The organism is Paraburkholderia sp. MM5477-R1, assembly GCF_050436385.1.
Taxonomy (GTDB): Bacteria; Pseudomonadota; Gammaproteobacteria; order Burkholderiales; family Burkholderiaceae; genus Paraburkholderia; species Paraburkholderia tuberum.
In genome coordinates, this window is record NZ_JBNDMC010000010.1 from 872,186 (window position 1) to 888,105 (window position 15,920).

10 protein-coding genes and 1 pseudogene are annotated in these 15,920 nt (G+C 60.6%); 6 read left to right on the top strand and 5 right to left on the bottom strand.

The window, feature by feature from the left end; genetic code table 11:
* The first annotated feature begins 153 nt into the window (after positions 1-153).
* Both OKW35_RS47835 and OKW35_RS47840 read left to right on the top strand, forming a co-directional pair.
* The gene (locus OKW35_RS47835) at positions 154-960 is read left to right on the top strand and encodes a hypothetical protein (protein WP_429555761.1); all 807 of its coding nucleotides are present in this window, start codon (positions 154-156) and stop codon (positions 958-960) included.
* Positions 961-1,744: 784 nt separating this feature from the next.
* A complete protein-coding gene (locus tag OKW35_RS47840; protein WP_429555762.1) occupies positions 1,745-2,905 on the top strand; it encodes a hypothetical protein in 1,161 nt (386 codons plus the stop codon).
* Positions 2,906-3,056: 151 nt separating this feature from the next.
* Here OKW35_RS47840 and OKW35_RS47845 read toward each other — a convergent pair whose 3' ends face one another.
* The gene (locus OKW35_RS47845; protein WP_429555763.1) at positions 3,057-4,082 is read right to left on the bottom strand and encodes an IS110 family transposase; all 1,026 of its coding nucleotides are present in this window, start codon (positions 4,080-4,082) and stop codon (positions 3,057-3,059) included.
* A gap of 240 nt (positions 4,083-4,322) precedes the next feature.
* On the bottom strand, positions 4,323-5,300 hold the full coding sequence (locus OKW35_RS47850) for an IS5 family transposase (protein WP_429555764.1): 978 nt from the start codon (positions 5,298-5,300) through the stop codon (positions 4,323-4,325).
* Positions 5,301-5,502: 202 nt separating this feature from the next.
* Here OKW35_RS47850 and OKW35_RS47855 point away from each other — a divergent pair, with 202 nt between their 5' ends.
* Entirely contained in the window at positions 5,503-6,522 is a 1,020-nt protein-coding gene (locus OKW35_RS47855; protein WP_429555765.1) for an IS110 family transposase, read from the top strand.
* 273 nt (positions 6,523-6,795) lie between these two features.
* Positions 6,796-7,743: pseudogene (locus tag OKW35_RS47860) on the top strand (SMP-30/gluconolaconase/LRE-like region family protein); the annotation flags it as partial.
* Positions 7,744-8,418: 675 nt separating this feature from the next.
* Here OKW35_RS47860 and OKW35_RS47865 read toward each other — a convergent pair.
* Positions 8,419-9,882: an MFS transporter gene (locus OKW35_RS47865; RefSeq protein WP_429555766.1), complete on the bottom strand. Its 1,464-nt coding sequence runs from the start codon at positions 9,880-9,882 to the stop codon at positions 8,419-8,421.
* Between the two features lie 334 nt (positions 9,883-10,216).
* On the opposite strand from OKW35_RS47865, the gene OKW35_RS47870 reads away from it, so the two are divergent.
* Entirely contained in the window at positions 10,217-11,371 is a 1,155-nt protein-coding gene (locus OKW35_RS47870; RefSeq protein ID WP_429555767.1) for a helix-turn-helix transcriptional regulator, read from the top strand.
* A gap of 503 nt (positions 11,372-11,874) precedes the next feature.
* Entirely contained in the window at positions 11,875-12,159 is a 285-nt protein-coding gene (locus OKW35_RS47875) for a hypothetical protein (RefSeq protein ID WP_429555768.1), read from the top strand.
* Positions 12,160-12,475: 316 nt separating this feature from the next.
* Here the strand turns inward: OKW35_RS47875 and OKW35_RS47880 are convergent, their stop codons facing one another.
* A complete protein-coding gene (locus tag OKW35_RS47880) occupies positions 12,476-13,588 on the bottom strand; it encodes a helix-turn-helix domain-containing protein (protein WP_429555769.1) in 1,113 nt (370 codons plus the stop codon).
* A gap of 468 nt (positions 13,589-14,056) precedes the next feature.
* On the bottom strand, positions 14,057-15,796 hold the full coding sequence (locus tag OKW35_RS47885; protein WP_429555770.1) for a methyl-accepting chemotaxis protein: 1,740 nt from the start codon (positions 15,794-15,796) through the stop codon (positions 14,057-14,059).
* Between the last annotated feature and the right edge of the window lie 124 nt (positions 15,797-15,920).

A 15,920-nucleotide genomic window follows, 5' to 3' on the forward strand; every position in this document is an offset into this window, starting at 1 on the left:
GTGGACACCTATGCTCCTCGCTCCTGTCCCCAGCGGCTAGACGCCGAAAATGGATCGCTTACGATCAAGCCGGTGCCTACGGCCGCTGTCGCGCGGTCGAGTTGACCGTGCAAGGCTTTGCGATAGACTGCCTTGATCCTGGAGGGGTTTGTCGTGGCTGATCTTAAAACCGTGTTGGTCCGTTCGAACGCCGCTTGCGCCCTGATTTGCATGTCGCTGCTGGCGCACGCCGGGACGTCGGCAGACTCAGCCACTGTTACCCATGCGACTGAGCCTGAAATTTCTGCCTCTGCAGATGTCCTGTCGACTCGGCCTTTCGTGGGCGACGACCCGGTTGCCATCAGGGACGCCTTGGCGGACCAGAGCTTCAGTGCCAACTCGCCTTCGTTGAGCGATCGCATCAGGAACCTGATCCACGTCCCTGTTCTTAAGGCGCCAAGCGATCTCGACTTGCCGAAAGCCAGTCTCGACCGCGACCTGGCTTTCGTCGTACCGGCGCCCTACGGAATACGATATCAGTCAAAGACGCACCTGTTGACGGTAGACGTAGATCTATCCGAGGACGACAATCCGGGAGTGATCCTGCTCAAGAAGACCATAACCGGACCACGCGGTCGAGGGCTTGTGGTGGCGCCGGAGGCGAAGGCCAAGGGGTACATCCAACATATCGATCTGATTGAGCTCAAGTCCGGCGAACGGAGCAAAACCAGGGTTCACGGACGCGTGACACTCTCGCAGTCGGCGTTCTACGAAGCGAATGGAGACTTCGCGATTGTGCTGAGGTGTAGCATGGCGCCGCCTTACCTGACCGACCGACGCGAACATAGCGATCCCAGCAACGACGAGCCCACAGACATCACAACAAGAACCTCGACGCTGTACACCAACATTCACGCCATCTGGCTGGTGAGCCCGCAGCGGGGTATCGTGCTATCGAAGAAGCTGCATCTGTCGAAGTAAAGAAGTACAAAACTGGATTGTTTTTCGACACAACCTCTCTCGGGGTGCCGGTTTCGAATCAGACAGAGGAAGCCGCAGCTTCTGGGTGTCGCCAAGCCGGATTGTGCGCGGGAGACGCCGCTAGCTGGAATAGTGGCATTAAACGTTAGCGTGAGACAGCGCAGTGACATCTGACATACTCTGTCTGCTCGCACGGAGCTGGATCGCGGCGCCGTGATGGTCGCGCGTAAGCTGTGGACCCTTTGCAACGGTTAATTGAGGCGGGCAACGCGTCGCTACACCTTCTCTCGTTCGAAAGTGATCGGACTCAGACTGATCTGCTCGGAAATGCCGACTTCCTTACAGTCCAGCAGGGTGCTCCTCGAAGCGTCACTGGTACCTCCGGTGATCGTCGGCCGCACCGCCGCGTCGAACTTCCGTAGCCGACCCACTTCGGCCCTTCAGCCCAGCCGATCTCAACGGCGGCTTCCAATGTGGAGCGGTCGTTCGTTGACATGCATGGCCAGGTGCGGCATAGCCCGCCAATGTGACAACGCCATGAAAATGCCAATGTATGCAATCGCACACTTCTGCTCGGTTTCGTCTTCGGGCTTCGTGCCCAGAGCACTATTTTTCAGAAGCACGTCCCTCGACTGACACAACCGGCGCGGAACGTGCCGGCCTGTACGGCCCGCCGATCTGATTGCGCCGGACTGCATCCTTACTTGCCAGCCGCCTCAGTGAAAAAGCCATCCGGTCTCCTGATGGCGGCCGTCGCACGTGCTGCAAATGGGGGGGGGACGTCATGAAACGAATCTGTGCCGCATTCCTTGCGGCAATGCTGAGCGCTACGATTGCATTGGGATGTCAGGGGCAGTACACGACTGACTGGATAGCGAATACGTTTGGGACTAACGCCACTCACGTAGGTAACGCCGCGCGTTCGATGTGGATCGCGCCAGAAGGCACCATCTACACTGCTTCCATGTGGGACGAGAACGAAGGCGGCATTGCGATCTACAAGAACGGTGCTAATGCGGGCAGCATCGGAGCGCACGGCGAGCCGCAGGGCTCGGCGATTACCGGCAATGCGACGTACCTGTGGGCCCCCCGCCAATTCGGCCGTGTCAACGGCGTCTTCGCGAACGGGATGGTCTTCCGCTACATCCGCGCGACCGGTGCGAACGACCAGCAGATTCAGGTCAGCGCTGACACCACCGAGCGGCGCGCGGACGTCATCACCGGCATCGCGACGTGGGGTCAATACTGGGCCGCATCAGATCATCCAGGCAATCGCGTCCGCCTCTACAAAACCGACGGCACATGGATTCTTGACATCGCCGTGACTGATCCAGGCGCAATTGCCTTCGACCGCAACGGCAACCTGATCATCGCGCAAGAGACCGAAGGCGCGCTCCAGCGCTTCAACCTCTCCGGCCAGCCCCTCGGCACAGTCACCCTCGCCGCAGGCGTCCAGCCCCACGCCCTCTACTTTGACCCGACTACTCAGTACCTCTGGATCGGCGACGCCGGGCCAGACCAACAGGTCAAGATCTACGACACGCGCACTTACACGCAGGTCTCAACCTTCGGCATCAAGGGCGGGTACCTCGATACAACCACTGGAACTAAAGGCCAGGTAGGCAGCCTGCGCTTCGCTCGAATCGATGGCATTGGGCGAGACTCTACGGGCAACACCTACATCCTCTCCCAGCCCTGGGGCGGCAGCTGGGACCATGGACGAACAGGAGGCACGGACATCTATGCGTACGGCTCGACTGGAGCACTTAAGGCTACTACAAGGGCTTCCCCATTGAGCGCAAGCACAAATGTGGTTTTCTGTTGTCGCAATGTTGCCTTGCCGACGTCGTGTGAGAAGGTGAAGGACTGCGGTACTACAACCGGTCATGTTGGGCTGACGGCCCGGACCCTGATGAAAGACGCGCGCAAGGGCCTCGTTCGCTGACCGGGAATGAAATCCCTGTAGCCTTATCAGGTATGCCTCGCGCAGGTCCAACCCGCTTCACATCACCGCTGGCAGTGCAAAGTGATCGTTTATTCGCTCATGGTACCGTTGCTTCTTATTGGTATGCGGTTGATGAACACATCCGTGGAGCTCACGCGGCGGCTGGCTCGTGCTTGAAGTCGTCGCCGTACTTGAGGACCGCCCACGCCATTCGCGCATTCTTGGCTGCGATCGCCACGGCCGCGCGCCAATATCCGCGCCGCTCAACGAGGCTTCTCACCCAACGGCTGAAGCGGTCCTGCTTCTCGCCGAGATTCGCGATGACGGCGCGCGCACCGTTCACCAGCAGACAGCGCAGGTAGGCGTCGCCCGCCTTCGTGATGCTGCCAAGCCGCTGCTTGCCGCCGCTGCTATGCTGCCCCGGCGTCAATCCGAGCCACGCGCCTACCTGGCGACCATTTTTGAAGTCATGTCCGGCACCGAGGCTCGCAAGCAGTGCGCTCGCCGTGGTCGGGCCGATACCGCGCAACTGCATGAGCCGCCGGCTGCGTTCGTCATCGCGCGCAATTTGGCGAATCGCGCGGTCGTATTCGGCAAGCCGGGCCTCGATGTTGCCTGCGTGCTCAAGCAGATCGCTGATACAGCGATTGGCCCAACTGGGTAAAGAATCGAGATGGACTGTGATCTCTCTTCGCAGACGCTCCGGGCTTTGCGGCAGCACCACGCCGAATTCAGAAAGCAGGCCACGTATCCGGTTGTAGATTGCGGTCCGTTCGTCGACAAAGCCCTGCCGCGTTCGATGCAGGCAGAGTGTCGCCTGCTGGTGTTCATCTTTCAGCGGCACGAAGCGCATGCTCGGACGTGTAACCGCCTCACAGATCGCCGCTGCGTCCGCCGCGTCGTTCTTGCCGCGCTTGCCCGACATACGGTACGGTGCCACGAGCTTCGGCGCCATCAGCTTCACGGTGTGGCCATATTGCTGGAACAGGCGGGCCCAGTGATGGGCGCCGGAACAGGCTTCCATGCCGATGAGGCAAGGCGGCAGCTGGGCGATGAGCAAGATGAGTTGGTCCCGCATGACGCGCGGCCTAACCAGCACAACCTTGCCGGACTCGTCCACTCCGTGAATCGCAAACACGTTCTTGGCCAGATCGATTCCCACGGTGACAACAGGCATGGACTTCCCCTCTTGTTGGTGTTGATGAAGGTTCGAGACTCCATCATGGCACTGTGATACCAATTCGCGGCTTCCACCGCAGCCTCGGGACGGGGGAAGTCCCTTTCATTCGCTGAACAAGCCGCGAATTTGGCAGCTTGTCAGCAATTGAACGTCGTCAAGTCATGAAGCCGAGCTTGCGCAATTGCTTTTCGGCCCTCGCGGGCCTTGTAGGCGGGCGCGTTGCCCGCCTTTCGCCCACTATGGGCGTACCGATGCCGTCAGTTGCCTGCGCGACAGATAGACGTTGGCCAGCGCGAGCGCGACGAACGCCCGGTTGGCGTTCTTTGCCAACCCGCGATAGCGCACCTTCGTAAATCCCCACAGTCGTTTTACGACCGCGAAGACATGTTCCACCCGGGCGCGGATCTTCGACTTGTTGCGGTTCTTGCCACGCTGCACCTCGTCGACTTCGCCGCCCGCACGGCGCGTGCGCTGATTGGTAAAGTCGCGCGCCCTGGGCGCCTTGCTGTGGATCAGCGCTTTCTGGCTCGCATAGGCGCTATCGCCGTAGACGCGCCGCTCGTTCCCGTGCAGCAATTGCGGTAGCGGGTGCTTGTCATGCACGTTGGCCGGCGTGAGCACTGCGCTGTGCGCCAGGCCGCTCTGGCTGTCCACACCGATGTGCAGCTTGGCGCCGAAATACCATTGGCGACCCTTGCGGGTCTGATGCATCTCGGGGTCGCGCGCCTTCTGCTCATTCTTCGTCGAGCTCGGCGCGCCGATGATCGTCGCGTCCACGATGGTGCCGCTTTTGAGCTTCATGCCGCTGGCCTGCAGCACCCGGCCGACTTCGGCAAACAATTGCTCGCCCAGTTTGTGCGTCTCCAGCAGGCGCCGGAATTTGAGCAGCGTCGTCGCGTCCGGTACGGCTTCACAACCCAGGTCAATTCCGGCAAAGCGACGCAGGCTGGCGCTGTCGTAGAGGGCCTCTTCGCAAGCGAAGTCGGCCAGATTGAACCAGTGTTGCACGAAGTGGATCCGCAGCATGCGCTCCAGACCAATTGGCGGGCGGCCATTGCCGCGCTTCGGATAATGCGGCTCGATCACCGCGCACAACTGCGGCCATGGCACGATCGCATTCATCGTGTCGAGAAACTCGTCGCGCCGCGTGCGTTTGCGGTGCGTCTCGAAACCCGCTCCTTGATCGGCTGCCATCGCCAGCGTCTGCTGCTTCATCCTGTTCTGCCTGCCTCTTTAAACACGATCTATATAACGCGTGAAGTACCAACTCGGTGGACTTGATCAGATGGGATGGACGCCTCCCTCCGGCGGCGATCATCTACCGTCCGATGTGACACGGGCGACCGCCGCCTCTTTCTGCCATCATCAGTGAGAGCTTCCGGCGTTTGCCTGCAGCTCGCCACTTGAGGAGGTTCAAATGAAACCCACCGTAATCGGCATGGACATAGCCAAGCACGTATTCCAATTGCATGCCGTTATGGCTCAAACCGGGGAGATTCAGCGCATAAAACTCAAACGCAACCAGGTCATCGAATTCTTCACGAGCCGCGAGCCTTCGCTTGTCGTCATGGAAGCGTGTGGCAGCGCTCACTGCTGGGCCAGACAGCTGATGAGCCTCGGCCACGACGTGAAGCTCATTGCCCCACGCTCAGTGCGTCCCTTCGTTCTGCGTAACAAGACTGACGCCGCCGACGCGCGGGCGATCTGGATAGCTGCTCAGCAGCCCGATGCGCGGTTTGTCGCCGTTAAGACCGAAGCGCAGCAGGCCATTCTCGCGCTGCACCGGCTCCGGGCGCAACTGATGAAGTTTCGCATCATGCAGACCAACGCCCTGCGCGGCCTTCTCTACGAATTCGGCGAAGTGCTGCCCGAGGGATATCGCGCGTTTGCCGACAACATCTCCGCCTGTCTCGCCAGGGTTGCCGACCGTCTTCCGGGTTTGCTCGTCGACAGCCTTCGTGAACAGTGGACCCGTGTACAGGCAATCGACGGCGAGATCGCCGTTCTGGAGCGCCGCCTCGCCCAAGCCTTCAGGAACAACGAGGACTGCCGCAAACTCAGCGACATTCCGGGTGTCGGTCTCCTCACCGCCACAGCCATGGCGGCCGCCATTGGCAATGCACGCAACTTCAAATCAGGACGCGAGTTTGCCGCGTGGCTCGGCCTGGTGCCGCGCCAGATCGGAACCGGTGGCCGAGTGCGCCAACTCGGCCTGAGCAAACGCGGAGATACCTACCTACGCACCCTACTCATGCACGGGGCACGCTCCGTTGTCCTCCGGGGTAAGCATAGCGACTGGGTCGACGCACTGCTCAGCCGCCGACCCTTCAATGTCGCCGTCGCGGCGGTAGCGAACAAGCTAGCCAGAACTATCTGGGCCGTCCTGGCACACACCGACAGATATCAACCCATTCAAGCGGCCGGACTGACGAACTGATGTCACAACCAGTGAATTAACCTACTTCCTTCATCGAGGTGCGCAAGCGATAGACCCACATTGGCTAACAGGTTGGACCGGGGCAGGGATAACCCGATAAGGCATATGAACCTTTGTGTTCGATGATCAGATGAGGACCCCGCCAGCGCATTCCATAGAGGCCAGCAGGCATCACGACCTGCGCAAACAGGCCGGACATAAGCGTGCGACCTTACCTACCAGCCCACGTGATAAAACCGCTTGCAATCCGGGAGGCGTCCACATAAGCGTTGCCTTAAGTACAGGTTGCTGGCACTCAATTTTGAAGCCATTGGAGCGCCTGATCCAGCAGCAGATGCTGGAACTTTCTACAGTGGCGTCAACGTCTACCGTGGTACGGGTGGTGCAAACTGGTCCTTCGTCGCTAATACAGTGGATCCCTTCACCTACCCCAACGACCAGCGACTGAACTCGACCACCTATCCCGGCCGCGGCCTGCACTTCGGCATGATTGCGAGCGCAGGAACGAACAGGGTGCTGGTCGCCACTGACCAGAACCCCGACGGCTTCTACTTCTTCCACTTCGACCCAGCCCAAGGCTATATCGCCGTTCCGGACGGGGCATTGCCGGGCACGCTATTCAATGCCACCGCGCGGGTTCGCAACGGCTTCTGCCTCGACAGCAGGGGCGACGTGTGGGCGGGTCTGGACAAGACAAACCAGATCTGGCACTGGCCCCTGACCGGGTTCGATGCGAACGGCAAGCCGTCATGGGGAGCGTCCGTGACTGTGCCAGTTCCTGCATCGATCGGTGGCCTGAGCCGCATCATCTACCTGCCCGAAAGCGGCACGATGATCCTCGGGCAGCGCGTCACGGGCAGCACGGACTGGACCGGCATCGGAACCCGCGTAGAGGTCTACCACGGGTGGCTCGCCGGCAACACGACCAACCCCAATCCGGTAATCACGCTCAACAGTGCGAACCCGAAGTCCCTCACCGCTGCTGGCAACTACCTGTTCGTTGGCTACGTCCACACCGTGCCCAACATCGATGCCTTCAATCTGACGTCGGGCAGCCTGGACAACACATTCACCAACAGCAACCCCAACAACGTGTACGTCGGCAATGACGTGGATTCAATGTACGGGCTGAGATCGGTGCTGCGTTCGAACGGTGAGTATGTTGTGACCAAGGACGACTACAACGGCACTAGCATCGTTGTTTATCGTTGGACTCCCTGATCATTCGTGCCCGTCGCGCCTACTCCCCCGGCCTCAGACTGGCAATCTGGCAAACCGCAGCGCGCAGACAACGGCGCGCTGCCAATGGATCGTTGACCGATGAACGGTGAAACTCGCAGTGGAATCGCGTCCGTCACATGTCAGCTTGCAAGCGGACCGTCGCGACATTTGTTCGAGCGACAGAAACTGGCCGAACCCAGTCCCACGGATGGCTTGCGTGACAGGACTGAACGCGGCGTGCCGCGACGGGCCGCCCTCGACCCACTTCAGCCAAGGAGTCAGCGGCCGTTCGTCAAGGTGGTGCTGTCGGTGACTGTTGAGGCGAAACGGTGGTCATCGGCTCCCGTCCGCAAACAACGTTTAATGAGGAGTGGATGTTACTGACACAGACGCCATCACATCCTTCGCGACGATGGGCGGGGGGTTGCTGCAAAACGCTGGCGGTGCGGTTGCTTGCGGTGCCGGTCAAGACTGCGTGTATGTCTGCAACGCCCGTTGCGCTGCATCCAACACATCTAGGTCCACAGCATAGTCATCTGAATGTCGGACCGTCAGCACGGCCTTGCCGGCGATCGGCATGGTTTCTGCGACCCGGTCCTATGCGGCATTGATGGCGGTACGGTCGCTATCCGTCCGCCGGATTGGCGTCCATCGCTGGGTGATACGTTAATTTGGTCATGAGGGACACTCCCAGCTACAACTTCGCCTCGGCATTCCGAATATGATCGCCGCCATTGCGAGCAGGGCCATTGTCACGTTAAACCACAGTGCAGCGGCAGCTGCGAATCGAAGCTGATCAAACCCGAGGCCAGCCAAAGATTGTGTCGGAGATACGCCATTGACCTCTGTGAGAGCCGTAAAGATGGCCGCCGATATCGCCACGCCGAAGGCGGTCCCCAGCGATGACGCCATCTTGTAGATTCCTGACGCCGTTCCGGACCTCGAATCCCCGACGCTAGACAATGCGGCATCTGTGGAAGGCGTTGCGTAGATGCCTAGCCCGACGCCGAACAGAGTGAAGCCGACGAATGCGACAGTCACGTACTGCGCAACAGGCAGATGCGTGAAGGTCATGAGGAATAGACCTCCCCCCGTGGTCGCGCAGCCGAGGATCATGGGCCGACGTGGTCCGCCCCAACGTTGCTGCAACTTTTCACCGACCCGGATCATTATCAGGATGGCGACGAGATACCCCGCGGTCATCGAGCCAGACTGCAGCGATGAAAGTCCGAAAGCGTCCTGAACGAGCAATAACACGATGAGCAACGCCCCCGCGACCCCGTTCAGGAAAAAATTGGACAGCGTCGCGGCCAGGTACACGGTGTTGCCGAATAGTCGAAAATCGACGAATGGGTGACTGCAGTAACGTTCGGAGAGAACGAAAACGGCCACAGCCAATGCGAACGCGGCGGACAGAGCGAGTATGACCGGACTTAGCCACCCTAGCTCCGCCCCTTGAGCCACCACCATGTTGAAAGCCACCGTTGCAACGAGGAAGGCGCCTAATCCGGTCCAGTCGATCGGCGCTGCGCTGCACTCGACGACTTTGCTCTCAGGCGTCCCACGAATGAGCGTCCAGCTTGCGACCGCAACAACGATTGACATCCAGAAGATGGCGCGCCATCCCATCGTCGAGTCGACTACGCCGCCCAAGAGCGCACACAGGCCCGATCCTCCCCACGAGCCGATTGACCAGAAACTGAGTGCCCGTTGACGTGCCTCGCCGTCGTAATAAGTCTTCATCAGCGACAGGGTCGCCGGCATAATACACGCCGCGGATACGCCCTGAATGATGCGTCCGGCCATCAAAAAAATTGCGGTACCGCACGGGGTGGCTGCGATTAGCAACGAACCGGCGGCGCTCAGTGCGAGCCCCGCATACGTCATTCTCACACGGCCAAACCGGTCTGCAAGTCCGCCTGCGACGACAATGAAGGCCCCGGAAAACAGCGCGGTTATGCTTACGGCCATATCGCCGACACTGTTGTTGATCCTCAGCTCGGTCCTCATGGAAGGCAAAACGTTGAACGTCGTCTGAGCGAACAGCCAGAAGGTGACAACCGCGAGCACAATGCCCACGATGAGTCTATCGTTGCCCTTGTATGCGGGGTTGCCGGCCGTATTGATGGAAGAGGCCAATTTTGTTCTCCTTAGTATTGATACCGGCAGGCGACATTTTCCCGTCGCGCCTTTGCACCGACATGGGGCGCCGACAGTCATATGCCGGCGCGCTTGCCCACACAAAGGCTTTGAAGCAGCATTACTGCTTCGTTCCGTTACAGGATGGTTTAAGTACCGAGTTAACCGACCGTCAGCCAGGAGCCGACTGTGGTTGCGCGCTATCCCGTTCGAGCGTGCGGCGTATCTCACTCGAATCGGATCCGACGGGAATATTTGCCTATACTTTCGTCCAACCTACATACGCCGAACACTCCCATTTGGGAGGGAAATCGGATGCCGGAGGGAAGTAAGCATGACGCGCGTCGAAACTATCCATCGAGCGATTCGGCACATATACGGGGCCGTGCTCGCCCCCAATGACTGGCCGACTGCGCTGACCTCGATCACGGAGGCAATCGGTGCGCAGAAGGTGATGCTAAATGAAACGATTGCCGATGCTGCCGGTTTGGCGGTTTCCATGGGGATAGTCCCCGTCAATGCGGCGCGACTTCAGCACGAGTTCGAAACCCGTCTCCCGGACTGGATCAAAGCCATACCGGTTGGCACACCGCTGCGGCAAACGTCGGCGATTTCCGATGCGGACTTCAGACGTTCGGATATTTACAACGAAGCAGTTCGCCCAGAGGGCGGCTTCTATGGAATAGTCGCGCCGCTTGTACGGCTGCCAAGACGACAGGTTCATTTTTCTGTCGGTCGAAATCTGGGTTCGATGGATTTCAGCGACGCGGATCTCGATGCGGCGAAGCTGATCGTCCCGCACCTGAGGACGGCGCTGGACATTCGAGGCCGCCTGGCTGCCGCAGATTTGCGAGCCCAGGGCGCGCTCGACGTTGTCGCTGAGCTGAATGTCGGCGTGATCCTGCTCGACGCGGCCATGCGTCCGGTTCTCGTGAATCCCTGTGCCGAGGCACTCGCCGCACGTAGAGACGGTTTGCTGTTGAACAGGGAAACGGTCATTGCTTCCCAGCATTCCGATACGCAGGATTTGCGTCGCGCCGTCGCGACTGCGGCCCGCTGGCACGACGTTAGCCGGGATGGTCGCGAAATGGCGATACGGCCCGCAGTGCCAATGCGTTGCTGTCTGTCGCGCCAGCCGCCACGTCCCCCGCTCATCGTCAGCGTTATGCCTGTCTGTGGGGCCGGTATTCTGGGTGAACGGAGTCTTGCAGCGGGCGTCGTTCTGTTTGTGATGGAACCAGACAGAGCGTCCGACATCGATCCGATCGTTCTCGTCAAGACCTTCCGGCTTACCCGGCGCGAGGCTGCGCTTGCCAACCTGCTTGCGCGTGGTATGGACCTTGCGGAAGCGGCTTCGCGGCTGGGAATCGGCATCGGGACGGCAAGGGGGTATCTTAAGCAGATACTCTCCAAGACCTATACGCATAGGCAGGCCGAACTGGTTGCACTGCTCCTGCGTAGCAGTACGCAACTAACTCAATGTAGGTAACAGCCGTCTGATGTCCTCGCAGCAAGTTGATGGGTTCCTTGCCGTCAACGCAGCGGCCAGGGTGGACAACGACGCGACGCGCATCATCCGCCCGGAGAATGTCTGCTGTCTTGGGGCGAACCGACGTTCAACTGTCCGCGTAAAAGCACGCGCCAACGGCCGTAGGTGGCCGATCGGCGCCGATGCGGCAGCCTGCCCTCGCACTGAAATGACGGGCCGAGGACATTTTGTCAATCAAGGGGCTCTACGGGTGAATCTGACACGCGACGCCGCGTTCGTATCAGGCGACACGCGATTTGCACGGCCCCTAGGAAGTTTGTGAGACACACGGTAAAGCGTACCAAGGAAGCCGCGGTATTGTCGTACGGAAGAAGGCTTTTCCACCAGATAAGGGACTCTCGCATTTGCCCGGGAAATCTCAGGGGCCGTCGCGATGTCGTGGGCGAACGTTGGCCATGGCATCGCTTTGGCGGAAGGTGCTAGACGTACGATCAGAGATAGCCATGAGCAGCACAAAAAAACAACCGACTTCGACGGACGGGGGCCTGTTGCCGGCCAGCCTCGCCGACGCGCAGCTCGACCACTTCGAACGCATAGCCCAGTACGTCACGCGCGTGAACGCTGAAAACACTTTTCGTGGGCTCGATCACGAGTATTGGGAAAGGCGCCTTGGCAGGTTGGCGGAAACACATGACCTTGTAGCCGTTCAGCGGCGCCGGGTCTTCCGGCTCCTCGACCTGCTCAAGGGGCACGCATCGGTCAGCATATGCAACCGCACCGCTGCCTGACGCCGGCCGGGGAAAACCGGACGTCAGCCTGGGGGCCGATAAGAGAACACGGTGGCGATTCCGATCCGGCAAACGGGCGCTCGCGGATAATGTCCATCTAGGGTTCCTCCCTGTGGACCGGTCAAGTACGCCGCTAATCATGCGCCGTGTACCAGTCGGGTGAGGAGGAGTCCATCCCATTGTTCCTGGCCGGCTCCTGCCGATTTATGCCGCGGCTACAACCCGCTCCCGGCAACCTGACTTTACAGACCGCAGTCCGATCGGCGCGGGAGTCACCGCAGTCGAATAGCACCGCGTGCTCAACCTTCTTGCGCATTTATGTGGTGCCTGCCGCCGGCCAGGTAGCATGTCGCTCTAGCCTGTCCTGTTCGCGTCGGAGCAGCGGGGCATACCCGTGCAAGTCCCGCGGCGCGATATCAAAGGCGCGACGGAATGCGCGCGTAAAACTCGACGCACTGTTGAAACCAAGCCCCGAGGCAATGTCCTTCACTTCGAGATGAGGAAAGCGGACCAGTTCATCAGCCGCCATTCGCAGCCTGCGGCTGGCGATATAAGTGGCCAGGCCGCCTTCATGCTCGAACAGTCGGTACACGCTGGCGCGCGATAAATGAAGCGACGCCAACACGCTGTCAGGCGACAAATCCGGGTCGTGCAGATTGGCCTCGACATAGCGCCGAACTTGTCCGTACGCTGCGGCGCGCACCGCAGCGCGAGCGTTACCGGATAGGCCCGCTTGTCGGCTGAATGCCGCAGCCAGCAGTTCGACCGCGGTGAGAAAAGACTGATGTGCCTCGTCTTTGCTCAGGCCGACGATTTGTCGATTGAGCGCGACCAGATGAGCAATCAGCATGCGCGTCAAAGGCGTCGTGGCTTCGACCTGGCGGCCATGCAGCGACGCGGCGTCGGGGAACGCTTTTTCGACCAGGGCGCGCGGCACAAAGAACAGCAGTATCCGGCTATGAAAACTCCGGACTGTGCACGGCTGATCCATGTCCAGCGCGAGGATGGTCGGCCCGGAAGATAACTGCGGTGCGTCGCGCCGTTGCTTGCCGCCCAGGAATTGGCCGGGCAGACCCTTCAGGAACACGCTGAAGCTAACGTCGCGTATGCTTTCCGTCGACACTCGTCCCAGCGACCGCACGGCCAGATTGGGACTGGTGCGGAAATCGAAAAAACTCAGATTGTCGATAGTGTAGCGAGAGAGCGCCGCGTCGAACGTCTCGTCACCGTGCTTCGAGGCAGCCTGGATGTCGTAGACCGGATTCATGCGCTCCTGCCAGGCGAGGAAGCTGTGACGGGCGTCGCCTTGCACGCTGAAATTGCTGTGCACGATGCCCGGCGCAAGCTTGGGCGGCTCCGGCGGTAACAACAAGTGGCTCAATGGCATACGGGCGGGCTGGCGACAGTTCGTTGGTCCATTGGTGCGCATCGCTGGTTTCCGTCCAGTTGTGGTCCGCCCGGTGCGGCGAGTTTCCATGTCAAGTCAGAAGGCCGCCCCGTGCGCGCCTATTGGGTGACAAAGAAGAATATCGTGTCCGGGCTGCCGAAGCCATGGAAGGCTTAAAGCGACCCAGGCGGTTCGTAGCCTTCATCCAGCCGGTCCATCAAGAGAACAAATCGACAATCGGATCGTGCAGCTAGGGCGCATTCTATCTGGCAATCCGCGCGCGAAGGTCAGCTGTCTGGGGCAAATTCGACGTTCGGATGTCCGCTTGAAAGCGTTGGCCAGCGTCCGTAGCTGGCCGACCCGTGCCTCATGCGTCCGGCATATCGCGACCCCAAAGAGACGGTCGGTTTTGCGGAAAGCCGCCGTTCAAAACCGTTGCAGACTGTCCGCCAGACGATGGGACGAGTTACCGCGGCGATCTACTGGCTGACCGGCGTTGATGTCTTCTCTTCATGCGACGCTGTCGAACGTTTCCCAGTCTGCGCCCTCGACCGTCACCGGCGAGTCAGCGCGCCGCGGCACCGGCGCGGCGACTTTCGTGGTTGGTACCACACGCTGGACCACAGAGGCAGGCCGCTTCGCCGCTGGCGGCTTCGCAACAGACGGCGGGCGCGCGGCTGGCGCGGCGATATCGGCCTGCGCCGTGCGGAACACCGCCACCGCAGCGCGCAACTGCTTCGCCTGGTCCTCAAGCGAGCCAGCCCCTGCCGCCGCCTCTTCGACCAGCGCCGCGTTCTGCTGCGTGACCTGGTCCATTTGGCTGATCGCCTGGTGCACCTGTTCAATGCCGCGGCTCTGCTCGCTCGAAGCCGACGCGATCTCGCCCATGATGTCGGTCACGCGCTGAATCGCTGTGCCAACCTTGTCCATCGTCTCTCCTGCCCGCGCGACCAGGTCGGTTCCGGCTTGCACGCGGCTGCCCGAGGTCTCGATCAGCTCCTTGATTTCCTTCGCCGCTACCGACGAGCGCTGCGCCAGAGAGCGCACTTCGCTGGCTACCACCGCGAAGCCCCGACCCTGCTCGCCCGCACGCGCTGCCTCCACCGCCGCATTGAGTGCGAGGATGTTGGTCTGGAATGCGATGCCCTCGATCACGCCGGTGATTTCGGCGATCTTGCCCGCGCTTTCCTCGATGTCCGCCATCGTCCCGACTACCTCCCCGACGATTGCCGAACCTTCTTTGGCAACAGCATGCGCACTGTCCGCGAGGCCGCTCGCCTGGCGAGCGTTCTCCGAGTTCTGCTTGACGGTGGCCGTGAGTTCCTCCATGCTCGCCGCCGTTTCCTGCAGCGACGCCGCCTGCTCCTCCGTGCGAGAAGACAGGTCGATGTTGCCCTGCGCGATCTGTCGCGCGCCCGTCATTACCGACTCGGCGCCCATGCGGATCTCGCCGACGGTGTTAGACAGGCTTTCGGTCATGCTGCGAAGCGAGCGAAGCAGTTGCCCCGTCTCGTCCCTGCCATCCGCGTCGATCCGCGTGGCCAGGTTGCCCTGCGCAACTTTCTCAGCCGCATCGACGGCTACTTGCAGCGGCCGGACGATCGAACGCGTGACCAGCAGCGCGCAGGCCCCTCCGACCGCCAGCGCGAGCGCCGCGAGCACCAGTACGAGCAGGCGAGCGTTGGCATACGATGCGCTCGATGCGTCGTGCTCGGTCGCTACCTGGTTGCCGACATAATCGATCAGGGCTTGGACTGCGCCGAGATACTGGTTCTCCAGCGGCACCTGTTCGCTCAGTAACTTCTGGCGTGCCCCTTCGGCGTCGCGGGCCTTGATCTGCGCGATGACTGCCGCCCGCTCGGACAAATACGCCTGACGGGCGGACGCTACATTGGCCCAGAGCTCTTTGCCCTGGTCCGTGTCGAGGAGTTGCTGGATTTCTTCGACTGCCTTGGACACGATATCGTGACCATTGCCGATCGATTGCAGATTGCCGCTTACGACCTCCGACTGGTTGCCTGCCAACGCGGCCAATGCGTCGCGTTCCATCACCGCCTGCCCGCGAGTGATTTCGAGCAGCTTGTGCAGATCCCACAACACCGGCATGCGCGAGCGCGTGACGTTATTGACGTCCTGGTTGAAGCCACTCAGTCCACTCAGTGATACGGCTGCAAGTGCGAACGTTAGAAGCAACGTGACTGCGAATGCCAGCGCGAGGCGCGCTCCTATTTTCATGTTGTTCAACCGCATATCAGAGTTCCATCTTTCAAGATCTGCCACCTGGTCACCGGCTTGCCGGGCAATTCTGTATAACGACAAGAAGGACGGAAACTTAAGGGTTAATACTTATAGTTTGGCTGCAAAGTAGCCGATT